The following is a 10922-nucleotide window of genomic DNA, read 5'->3' on the forward strand; positions in this document are numbered from 1 at the left end:
TCATGGAACAACTATCGCAAAATAGAAGAGTGCTCATTCTTTCAGAAGGCTTCGGTGCCGGCCATACGCAAGCTGCATTCGCTCTGGCTAGCAGCCTCGAACAGCGCTGTTCTAATATAGAAACGCGTGTGGTAGAGCTAGGCTCCTTTCTGCATCCCACATTGGCACCATGGATTCTCAGCGCCTATAAGAAAACCATTTCTACGCAGCCCAAATTGTATGGTCGATTGTACCGTGCTCAGTATCAAAAATCGCTTAATCCTTTGACTCAGCTCGCCCTTCATCGCATTTTCTATGCGCAAACGGCAGCTATGATCAGGCATTGGGCGCCCCAAGCCATTGTGTGTACGCATCCTTTTCCCAGCGTAGTTGTTTCTCGATTAAAGCGAGCGGGCTTACACATCCCCCTATGCACAGTAATAACCGACTACGATGTTCATGGGACATGGGTCAGCCGAGAGGTTAATAAATATATGGTGTCCTCCGAGGATGTTAAACACAAGCTCATCGTGCATGGCATTGCGGCCGCACATGTCGAAATCACAGGGATACCCGTTCATCCCAGCTTTCGGGAGGTACATGACAGAACACTGATTCGAAACCAGTTTATGCTGTCTTCCATGCCAACGGTTTTGGTCATGGGCGGAGGCTGGGGCTTGATCGGTGGCGACTCATTAAGCGAGCATCTATTGATGTGGAGAGATCGAATTCAGTTTATTTTCTGCTTAGGGCATAATGAGAAAGCCATTGCGAAATTAGCGGCTGATCCGCGGTATCAGCATCCTCATATCCACCTGCTCGGATTTACACAAGAGATTGGCAAGCTGATGGAAGCCTCGGACTTACTTGTTACGAAGCCAGGCGGTATGACATGCTCAGAAGGACTTGCGAAGGGGATTCCTATGTTATTTTATGATCCCCTTCCAGGCCAAGAGGAAGAAAACGTTCATTATTTCACAAGACACGGCTTCGGCGAACCGATTCAGTCAGCAGATACGATCTCTCATTGGTTATCCATGTTGGCTAGTCGCTATGCGGATGTGCAGGCCAAGCGCGTTTCCAATCAACATAGGAAGGCCCATCTGCCGGCAGGCGATGGTTCCGAGGTGATCCTGCAATTGCTTGGATGAGAAAAACAGACTCCCCTTGCTGCTTATTCGCAACTCTGGAAAGTCTGTTTGATTTGTGTCTTATTCAGCTGTTTCTTTCGATTCAGCAGCTAGGGCGGACGCAGCGGCTTGCTTCAATTGCTCTTGATGTGTAGATAAGGCTTCTTGTCCAATCACAACTTCACAACGATGAATATTCATGCCTTGCCCCGCGAACTTCGTTTCGTATTCGGTCATCACGTGATCCGGATGAATGCCATCCACGTGAAGGTTCAACGAAATATTGCGCATTCTGAGACCCATATCAGCAAAAGAATTCAAAGAGAATTCGAATAAGGACTGAGAATCAGTTTTCAAATGAATTTCGCCTTTCGCATTCAAAATTTGCTGATATTTGGCAACAAATCCTGGATGCGTTAAGCGTCTACGCGCATGCTTTTTCTTCGGCCAAGGATCACTAAAGTTCAAATAAACGCGCTCTAGCTCTCCTTCAGCGAAAGCATCCTCTATATGCTCAATATTGAACAGCATCAGCCTTAAATTTGGAATGCTAAGATCAGCATCCTCTTCATTATCCACTGTAAGTTCATGAGCAACTTTGGCCTTCTCACTTGCTTTCCGAATCAATTCATCATACATATCCACGCCAATGAAATTGATGTTCGGATATTTCTTGCTCATTTCGCTAATAAAGCGCCCTTTTCCCATCCCAAGCTCGGCATGAATCGGGTTATTGTTTCCGAATAACTCGGCCCATTTGCCCTTATAATCCTTGGCATTTAACACAACGAGTTCTTTCTGGCGTTCTATATCTTCTCTGATACCTTTTCTGCCCCGTAACCGCATTATTCATTTTCCTCCTACACGTACATGCTTTCGAATACAAATCATAGTCGATTCTATAAAAAAAATCAAAGCTTTCTCTCTTAAATGAGAGAAAACACCCTCCAAAATGGAAGGTGCTTCTAGGTGTTCAAAAGAACATTATTTATAACTTTCGTCTCTTCTTCTATTATTACTTCGCAGCCCTGCTAGGCCCAGAAGTCCGATGAGACCTAACCATCCCCAGCTGATATCACTATCCGTATCCGTTGTTGCATAAGCTCTATAAGTGCTTGGTGGCGTTGTTGCTACGCTTTTTGTACTCATTCTATCAACCATGTTGGCACTGCGATCGACACCTCTCTCGATCATATTGGCTCCGCGGTTGACACCTCTTTCAACGGCATTAGCCCCTCTTTCAACGGGATTCGTTCCATATCCATTAATATGGTCCATGACACCCGTTCCCCTGGTCGTTGTTCCATATCCGGAATACGTATTCGGAGTCGTTAAATTCCCATTATAGATCCCATTCGTTCCATTCCCACTAAAATTCTGAGAGCTGATGCCAGTTCCTAGCCCCATTCCCGGTGAAGTAGCATCATAGTTACTTCCTGTATAGCCCGTTGATGTCGTAGTCCCCGTTGTTCCTGTCCCCAGTGCTCCTATCGGCGATCCCGTACCGACTGCATTCCCCGAATCCATATTCCTTGCCTGAGCTCCTGCTGCCCCCATACTTAAAGCTGCTGTCAAAGCTACTGCTAAAGTTATCGTACGAAACTTTTTCACGTAGGCATTTCCCCTCTCAGCTCGTAATTGTGGTGCAAGGTTATCATGCTCCCTTCTGTAAGCTTTTATTGGGGGACTTGTTGGAAAGGCAGGGGTCGCTTTCATACGAAAATTTCGCTACAATATAGGTTGAAAGAATGCGAAGCAACAGAAAGAAAGGATACAGTCCTATGTCTACAATGATTCAGGAATCACCCCAGCTATGGGGAGATAAACGTTTCCATACATGGAATTATGAAATGCGCGATGCCTTCGGAGGTAAAGTTTTCAAAGTAATGCTGGATGCTGGCTTCACTTGCCCTAATCGCGATGGGAAGATCGCAACTGGCGGTTGCACCTTCTGCAGCGCCCGCGGTTCAGGGGATTTTGCAGGGAGCCGCCGCGACGATCTTGTCACCCAATTTAATAAGATACGGGATCTGCAGCATCAAAAATGGCCCGAAGCCAATTATATTGGCTATTTTCAGGCTTATACGAATACCTACGCGCCCGTTGAAGAGCTGCGAGAATATTATGAAGAGATTTTGAAGCAGCCAGGCGTTGTGGGCTTGTCTATCGCCACGCGGCCGGATTGTTTGCCGGATGACGTCGTCGAATACTTGGCTGAATTGAATCAGCGCACCTATTTATGGGTAGAAATGGGGCTGCAAACGGTACATGAATCCACCTCAGAGCTGATCAATCGTGCGCATGATACCCAATGTTATTTGGACGCTGTTGCCAAGCTGCGCAAACATAATATCCGAGTCTGTGCACACATTATTTATGGTTTGCCAGGTGAAACCCATGAAATGATGCTGGACACAGGGAAAGCAGTCGCTCAGATGGATGTGCAAGGCATCAAAATCCATTTGCTGCACCTCATGCGCAAAACACCAATGGTGAAGCAGTATGAAGCAGGCTTGCTGCAGTTCTTGGAGAAGGATGAATATGTCAATCTGATCGTCGATACACTTGAAATTCTGCCACCTGAAATGATCGTTCATCGACTGACTGGGGACGCTCCGCGGGATCTGTTAATCGGACCGATGTGGAGCCTCAAAAAGTGGGAAGTGTTGAACGCTTTTGATAAGTTGCTGTTGGAGAGAAACACATGGCAAGGGAAGTATTGGGCGGGAAAAGAAAGTTTAACTTAACATAGGCATTTTCCCAAATTGAGCATTCTGGAAAAGGGAACCAGGATGCTCAATTTGCGATAATAGCGATCCGGTTCGTGAGTTTTAACGCCCCTTTTGGGCGTTAAAGCAATGATTCCGACGCTCGGGCACGTCTTTAAGGCCCGAATAGGGCCTTAATTCGCGGCGCTTGCCCAACGACAAGCCGGTTCGTGAGCTTTAACGCCCCTTTTAGGCGTTAAAGCAGTGATCTTGACGCTAGGGCATGTCATTAACGCCCGAATAGGGCCTTAATGCGCGGCGCTTACCCAGCAACGAGCCGGTTCGTGAGCTTTAACGCCCCTTTTGGGCGTTAAAGCAGTGAGCCTGACGCTCGGGCACGTCATTAAGGCCCGAAGAGGGCCTTATTGCGCGGTGTTTCCGCAGCGACGAGCCGGTTCGAGGATGCAAGCTGCACACATCAATTGCACAACAAAATAAGTGCATCTTAGTTGTTTTTAACGCTTTAATATACGTCACAGTAATGAACTATCCGAAAATTGGAGGCTTTTACCTATGGGATTTGTTTCAGTTCTGAGTTATGTACACCAACTCCTTGGGCAGCGCGTCCAGTCTGGTGATACGGTTGTGGACGCTACGCTCGGCACTGGCGTTGATGCAGTATACATGGCGAAGCTCGTAGGCACTCGCGGCAGCGTGTACGGCTTCGATATCCAGCAGGCTGCGCTGGATCAAACCGAGCAGCGTCTGGCGAAAGAACTGCCAGACGCGAAAGTAGCCATGAGCTTATGCAGCCATGCGCTCATGGAAGCGGCGGTGCCGCAAGACCGCCACGGCAAGGTCGCCGCGGTCACCTTCAATCTCGGCTATCTGCCAGGAGCCGATACCGCCATTATCACCGAGCAGGAATCCACCATTCCTGCTCTTGAAGCTGCCCTCCGCCTGCTGCGCAAAGGCGGAATCGTGACTATCGTGCTGTACAGCGGGCACGATGGCGGGTCCGAAGAAGCCGCAGCGGTCGAGCGCTGGGCTTCTCAGCTTCCACTCGCAGCGTTTCAAGTGCTGCGGTACCAATTTGTCAATAGAAGCACCTCCGCGCCCTATCTATTAGCTCTAGAAAAAAGATAGCTGCATGATATAATGCTAGAGAGTATGGACCACAGGCTTCAATAGATTTAGACACTAGGGGAAAGTAGGGATTGTTTTGAAGTCATACCCACTGCAATTTCAACCTGAAATGAAAGAACGTGTTTGGGGAGGCAGAACCCTCGAACGTTTTGGCTTTGAGCTGCCAGAAGGCGCTATTGGCGAAGGCTGGATGATCGGTGACCATCCGAACGGAACAACGAAAGTGATCAACGGTGAATTAGCTGGCCTTGGTCTAGATGAAATTCGTGAGAAGTACGGGAAAACGTTGTTCGGTACCAAAGGCTTTTCCGAGAAAAACGGTCGCTTCCCTCTATTAATTAAGCTGCTAGATTGTGAGGACGATCTGTCCGTTCAGGTTCATCCCAATGATCACTACGAGAACCTGGCAGCCGGTGAGCTTGGCAAAACAGAAATGTGGTATATTCTCGACGCTAAGCCAGGCGCCAAAATCATATATGGTATGAAAGAAGGCGTGACACGGGAAAGCTTAGCAGAAGCCATTGCGGAGAACCGCATAATGGACTGCTTGCAAGAAGTTCCTGTCGAAGCTGGCGATTCCTTCTACATTCCGGCTGGTACGGTCCACGCACTTGGCGCGGGTGTACTGGTAGCAGAAATTCAACAAAACTCGGATACTACGTATCGTTTGTATGATTATAACCGTCCTGGCTTGGACGGAAAATTGCGTGAGCTGCACATCGAAGACTCGCTCAATGTCATCGCCTATGAAGGCTCAGGCTCCACGCGCATGAAAACCGATTTGACGGAAGCCGGTACATGGCTGACACTCGCGTCCTCTCCTTTTTTCACTGTGGAAAAAGGCCTGGTTGGCCCGCAATGGGAGCTTACCACCACGCCAGATAGCTTCGTGATCCTTGTGATCGCAGATGGCAACGGAACACTGCAATGGGCTGACGGTCAGATCGCAACGAAGCCTGGTGACTGCTTCTTGCTTCCTGCTGATTTGGGCAGCTATTCGCTTGAGGGCAGCATGACGGTTATTCGCAGTTATTTGCCTTAAATTTTACCGATTGGATGAAAAAAAAAGCTCTCCGATGCCGTCATTGCTGACGGATATCAGAGAGCTTTTTCTATGCTTGAGCTGGCCTATTCTTCCGAAAGGCTGCTTTCCTTCAAAATCACGTCATGCGCTCCGCCTTCAACTAGGCTTGTCGCGGATACGAGAGCAATTCTCGCATTAGCTTTCAGCTCATCTAACGTCAAAGAACCACAGTTGCACATGGTGGATTTAATTTTACCAAGCGTCTTGTCCAGGTTTTCTTGCAGACTTCCTGCGTAAGGAACGTAGGAATCCACGCCTTCCTCGAATAGAAGCTTGCTTTTGCCGCCTGTATCATAACGCTGCCAGTTACGTGCACGATTAGAGCCTTCGCCCCAATATTCTTTCACGAAGTTGTTACCGACTTTAAGCTTTCGAGTTGGGCTCTCATCGAAGCGAGCAAAATATCTGCCCAACATAACGAAGTCAGCGCCCATCGCTAAAGCCAAAGTAACATGGTAGTCGTGTACGATACCACCATCGGAACAAATCGGAATATACGTACCGGTTTCTCTGAAGTATTCATCTCTCGCTTCAGCAACCTCCATCACCGAGGAAGCTTGGCCGCGGCCAATACCCTTCTGTTCCCGCGTAATACAAATGGAACCCCCGCCGATCCCTACCTTAATAAAGTCAGCACCTGACTCTACAAGGTAGCGGAAGCCTTCACGGTCAACGACGTTACCGGCACCTATTTTCACATTAAAATTCTGTTTCACATACTGCACCGTCTCATGCTGCCACTCACTGTAGCCGTCAGATGAATCGATAACGAGAATGTCTACGCCCGCTTCGACAAGCGCAGGAACTCTCTCCAAATAATCCTTCGTGTTGATCCCAGCGCCGACGATGTAGCTCTTATTCTTATCGAGGAGCTCCATCGGATTCTCTTTGTGCTCATCGTAGTCCTTGCGGAAAACAAGCGTGTCCAGCTTCCCGTTCTCATCCACAATCGGCAAGCAGTTCAACTTATGATCCCAAATCAAATTGTTCGCTTCAGACAAAGTAATCCCTGATTTGCCGTAAATTAATTTATCAAAAGGTGTCATGAACTCCGAAATCTTACGATCTTGCGAGTCGCGGCTCTTGCGGTAGTCACGCCCTGTTACGATCCCCAGCAATTTTCCGTTCGCTGTACCATCATCGGTGATCGCAACTGTAGAATGGCCTGTCTCTTCTTTCAATGCCAATACATCACTAAGCGAATGTGCAGGTGTCAGGTTGGAGCGGCTTACGACGAAACCAGCCTTGTACCCTTTTACCTTGCGCACCATCTGCGCTTGTTCTTCAATCGACTGAGAGCCAAAAATGAACGAAATCCCGCCACTACGCGCCAACGCAATAGCCATTCCATCATCGGATACGGCTTGCATGACAGCAGAAGAAAACGGGATATTCAGTGAGATAGCAGGCTCCTCACCTTTATTAAACTTGACTAGCGGAGTCTTCAGCTTTACATTCGCCGGTGTACATGCCTTCGTCGTCAGGTTAGGAATCAATAGAAACTCACTAAACGTACGCGATGGTTCCATATAATACGTAGCCACTTTACAATTTCCTCCTAAATATAGGGATCTTTGAGCGTAGCTCAAAGTCTCTCCTTTGATTGATCCATAGGTAAATTTTTATAATCTTATCACTGAACCTTGCCTATGGTCAATGGATTTTTTAGGGAAATGTTCAGCAGGCTGCGAATCGGTGTTATTTCTTCCAAATCTGTGGTTCGGAACCACGACTCGAATATTCAATATAGTACGGGGAAATGTCCATCACGACATAGTTAGGATCATGCGGCCCCTCAAACCATTGCTTCATTTCCTCGGTCCAAAGCTTCTCCCGAAGGGCATTGTCCGAAGAGATCGTGGCCGTAGCCTGGATTTGCAAAATATTAGGCGTAGACTTGCCATCATATCCCACAAGAATATGCACATGGGGATTTTCTTGGAGTTCTTCGACCTTATCTGTTTTTTTACTCGTCGTTAAATAAATTTCCAACCCTTCGTGAAACAAGGCCATGTAACGCACCTTAGGCTTGTTACCGTCAATCGTAGCGAAGGAGCACACCTGATTGGCGTTCAGTACCTGGATGATTTGTTCTTCGAGTTGTGAGTTTTTCGTTTCAATCATATTTCGCTCTCCTCTCAGTCTCAATCTACTTTAACTCCCCTAATTTACCCAGATCGCGAGAAAAATACCCCTCACGGCGGTCGTGAGGGGTATGGCTATTAGATCGTTGCCAGCTGCTGCAGCGGCATCGTATAGTAGGACGCCGGCTTCTGTGCGTCCGGCGGGAAGTGCACGACAAGCAGCTCCTTGCTGCTTTGGTCTAGTTGGCCGCTTTGCAGATACGTCTGCAAAGCAAAGGGCAATACCTCAAGCATCGCATGCTTGTGGAGGTCTTTTTCGTTGATGCGGAGGCTCTGGAAGTCTCCGCTGACAAGCTCAGGCTGCTCTGCAAGCAGCTTGAGGTACGCATTCTGTTCAGACTTCTCCAAGGTGAAGTCCCACCAGATTTTACGTGGCTTATATTTATGGCCGAGGAAGTAGTCGAGCTTCATCAGACCTTCGATGATGTGCATGTTTGACGTGCCGCGATGCACCAAGAACTCGTGCAAACGGGTGAACAGATCCTCGAGCTGATGCCCGATCTTCTGCCAGCCGCGACCTTCCCAGAAGTCGCCGAATTCTTGGAAGAAATCAAACGCCGACGCGAACTCGTTCGCGATGAGATGCTTCACCGTGTGATCCATACGGTGGGCGTTCCAGTATTTCTCTAGCACATCCTCCACGCGCTTGATGCGAATCAAATCAGTGAACGGCAGGATATCGTTGCCGAGAATCTCGTAAGGGGCGTGATCCATATAAATATAGCCATATTTATGGGCATCGTTACGCATGCCTGTGCCGCGCAGCATTTTGAGGAAACCGAGTTGAAGCTCTTCTGGTCCTAGCTCGAAAACGTCGTTGAACGTCTTACGGAACGAGTTATAATCCTCTTCCGGCAATCCGGCGATGAGATCGAGATGCTGGTCGATTTTGAGAGAGTTTTTTACCTTGGACACGGTGCGGCTCAACTTGAAGAAATTCTGTCTGCGCTGCACGAGGTCATTCGTCGTGTCATTCGTCGACTGCACACCGATTTCAAAACGAAACGTCCCTGGCGGGGCATTTTCAGCTAGATAGTCTAGAACCTCCGGTCGCATAATGTCTGCGGTAATCTCGAATTGGAATACGGTGCCGCGGTGATTTTTGATCAGAAACTCGAAAATCTCCATCGCATAGTCCCGCTTAATGTTGAACGTGCGATCTACGAATTTGATCAGCTTCGCGCCTGAGTCGATGAGGTATAGCAGGTCCGACTTCGTTCGCTCCATATCAAAATACCGCACACCCACCTCGATACTCGATAGGCAGAATTGACAAGAGAACGGACAGCCGCGGCTCGTCTCGAAGTAGACAACACGATTCGCCAGGCTCGGAAGATCTTCCTTGAAGCGATGCGGCGACGGGATATCATCCAGCTTCAGCTTCGGTCTGCCCGGCATCAGAATCACTTCTTGCTCCTTGCGATAGGCAACGCCATAGACGAAATGGTATTTGCGCGTCGTTGAAATCTCCGTCAGAAGCTGGTGGAACGTTTCTTCCCCTTCCCCCATGACGATGAAATCGACCTCAGGAATGCGCTCCATCCAGTAGTCCGTATCATAAGAAACCTCGGGTCCGCCAAGGACGATGAGGATTTCGGGTCTGATTTTTTTGATCATTTTGATAATGTTAATCGTCTCTTCGATGTTCCATATGTAACAGGAAAAGCCCAGCACGTCCGGCGCCTTCTGATAAATATCAGAGACAACGTTCATGACGGGGTCTTTAATCGTATATTCGGATATTTCAACATCAAAATCCTTCTCGCAGAACGCTTTAAGATAGCGCAAAGCCAAGGAGGTATGAATGAATTTGGCGTTCAGTGTGGATACAAGTACTTTCATATGCAAAAAACCTCGTTCTATTCTCAATTATCGTGCCCTCTAATACTACACGAAAATGGAGGAAATACAAAGGTAGGCCCTCTCATGAGGGACGACTTGTACAGTTTATGCAAAATGTGGACCATTACAGAATCATGTATAGATAAACAAGGTTCGTTACAGGACCATGTCGTCGTCCAAATGTGGAGCTTCATAGGGGAATTGCAGGTAAGAGGCTTCTTCGATGGCGTTTTTCCAGCGTTCAGCATGAGAGTACAACTGCTGTTCGACTTCCTGGATTTTCTGATGGATTTCATCGGCGGATTCTGCCGGTTCACGTTGCAGCGCTTGCTGCAAGGTCGTGCGTTCTTCGAACCACTGGGTTAATTGGTACAGTAGCATTAGGACTCGCCTCTCTCACGATAGATTATGTATGTTCTAGTATTCCCTGATTGGAGGGGGCGTATTCCAGGCATGCGGTGAGAGAGGCCATGTAAGGAAACGAATACGAATACCGAGCATTAGTGAGAGACGGGGATGAGAAATGGCGTGCACTTTAGACGAGTGGTGGGTCCCGTGAGGATGGTGCTGAAATAGATTCAGTTGAAGGAAGGTGAGTTTGAGTAGCTAAGGGCTATTTTTCCCACATATGAGGCGAGGCAGATCGTAATTGCGCATACACCATTGGATATATACAGTGAAACCCACAAAAAGAGACCTTAATTTCCCCATACATTGGATTTATCCAGTAGAGAGACTTAGTTTCGGCAGAAAAAGTAGCTTTTTGAGGGATTTGAATGGATTTATCCAGTCAAACACAAAATTCGGCTACTTTTCAGAGCATTCTATTGGATTTATCCAGTAGAGAGGCTCAATTAAGGCAGAAAAAATAACTTTTTTGGGGATTTGA

At 47.9% G+C, this 10922-nt stretch carries 10 protein-coding genes; 4 read left to right on the forward strand and 6 right to left on the reverse strand.

Annotated features, from left to right (window positions below):
* The first annotated feature begins 2 nt into the window (after positions 1-2).
* Positions 3-1130 carry an MGDG synthase family glycosyltransferase gene (locus AC58QC_RS22090; protein WP_497417227.1) on the forward strand — a complete coding sequence of 376 codons (1128 nt, stop codon included), beginning with the start codon at positions 3-5 and terminating at the stop codon, positions 1128-1130.
* Between the two features lie 60 nt (positions 1131-1190).
* Here AC58QC_RS22090 and trmB read toward each other — a convergent pair whose 3' ends face one another.
* Positions 1191-1955 (reverse strand): tRNA (guanosine(46)-N7)-methyltransferase TrmB, encoded by a 765-nt coding sequence (gene trmB, locus AC58QC_RS22095; protein ID WP_497417228.1) that lies wholly within the window; start codon positions 1953-1955, stop codon positions 1191-1193.
* 138 nt (positions 1956-2093) lie between these two features.
* Positions 2094-2720 (reverse strand): WGxxGxxG family protein, encoded by a 627-nt coding sequence (locus tag AC58QC_RS22100; protein ID WP_497417229.1) that lies wholly within the window; start codon positions 2718-2720, stop codon positions 2094-2096.
* Between the two features lie 170 nt (positions 2721-2890).
* Between AC58QC_RS22100 and mnmL the strand changes: the two genes are divergently transcribed.
* From mnmL to AC58QC_RS22115, 3 genes are all read left to right on the forward strand, one after another.
* Positions 2891-3856, forward strand: a complete 966-nt coding sequence (gene mnmL, locus AC58QC_RS22105) for a tRNA modification radical SAM protein MnmL/YtqA (RefSeq protein WP_497417230.1) — start codon at positions 2891-2893, stop codon at positions 3854-3856.
* A 534-nt stretch (positions 3857-4390) separates the two neighbouring features.
* Positions 4391-4963, forward strand: a complete 573-nt coding sequence (mnmM, locus tag AC58QC_RS22110; protein WP_497417231.1) for a tRNA 5-(aminomethyl)-2-thiouridylate-methyltransferase MnmM — start codon at positions 4391-4393, stop codon at positions 4961-4963.
* A gap of 76 nt (positions 4964-5039) precedes the next feature.
* Entirely contained in the window at positions 5040-6005 is a 966-nt protein-coding gene (locus AC58QC_RS22115; protein ID WP_497417232.1) for a type I phosphomannose isomerase catalytic subunit, read from the forward strand.
* A gap of 86 nt (positions 6006-6091) precedes the next feature.
* Here the strand turns inward: AC58QC_RS22115 and AC58QC_RS22120 are convergent, their stop codons facing one another.
* The 4 genes from AC58QC_RS22120 to AC58QC_RS22135 form a co-directional block, all read right to left on the reverse strand.
* Complete coding sequence (locus AC58QC_RS22120; protein WP_497417233.1) at positions 6092-7591, reverse strand: IMP dehydrogenase; 1500 nt, start codon at positions 7589-7591, stop codon at positions 6092-6094.
* A 154-nt stretch (positions 7592-7745) separates the two neighbouring features.
* Positions 7746-8171, reverse strand: a complete 426-nt coding sequence (locus AC58QC_RS22125) for a pyridoxamine 5'-phosphate oxidase family protein (RefSeq protein ID WP_497417234.1) — start codon at positions 8169-8171, stop codon at positions 7746-7748.
* Positions 8172-8269: 98 nt separating this feature from the next.
* Positions 8270-10033 (reverse strand): B12-binding domain-containing radical SAM protein, encoded by a 1764-nt coding sequence (locus AC58QC_RS22130; protein ID WP_497417235.1) that lies wholly within the window; start codon positions 10031-10033, stop codon positions 8270-8272.
* A 156-nt stretch (positions 10034-10189) separates the two neighbouring features.
* Positions 10190-10414, reverse strand: a complete 225-nt coding sequence (locus AC58QC_RS22135; protein WP_497417236.1) for a hypothetical protein — start codon at positions 10412-10414, stop codon at positions 10190-10192.
* Between the last annotated feature and the right edge of the window lie 508 nt (positions 10415-10922).

Source organism: Paenibacillus sp. J22P51 (assembly GCF_059692215.1).

What these genes read in the sequence shown, in the direction of transcription:
- AC58QC_RS22135 (WP_497417236.1), bottom strand. Translation starts at nt 10,414, where the DNA reads ATGCTACTGTACCAATTAACCCAGTGGTTCGAAGAACGCACGACCTTG.
- AC58QC_RS22130 (WP_497417235.1), bottom strand. Translation starts at nt 10,033, where the DNA reads ATGAAAGTACTTGTATCCACACTGAACGCCAAATTCATTCATACCTCC.
- AC58QC_RS22125 (WP_497417234.1), bottom strand. Translation starts at nt 8,171, where the DNA reads ATGATTGAAACGAAAAACTCACAACTCGAAGAACAAATCATCCAGGTA.
- trmB (WP_497417228.1), bottom strand. Translation starts at nt 1,955, where the DNA reads ATGCGGTTACGGGGCAGAAAAGGTATCAGAGAAGATATAGAACGCCAG.
- mnmL (WP_497417230.1), top strand. Translation starts at nt 2,891, where the DNA reads ATGTCTACAATGATTCAGGAATCACCCCAGCTATGGGGAGATAAACGT.
- mnmM (WP_497417231.1), top strand. Translation starts at nt 4,391, where the DNA reads ATGGGATTTGTTTCAGTTCTGAGTTATGTACACCAACTCCTTGGGCAG.
- AC58QC_RS22090 (WP_497417227.1), top strand. Translation starts at nt 3, where the DNA reads ATGGAACAACTATCGCAAAATAGAAGAGTGCTCATTCTTTCAGAAGGC.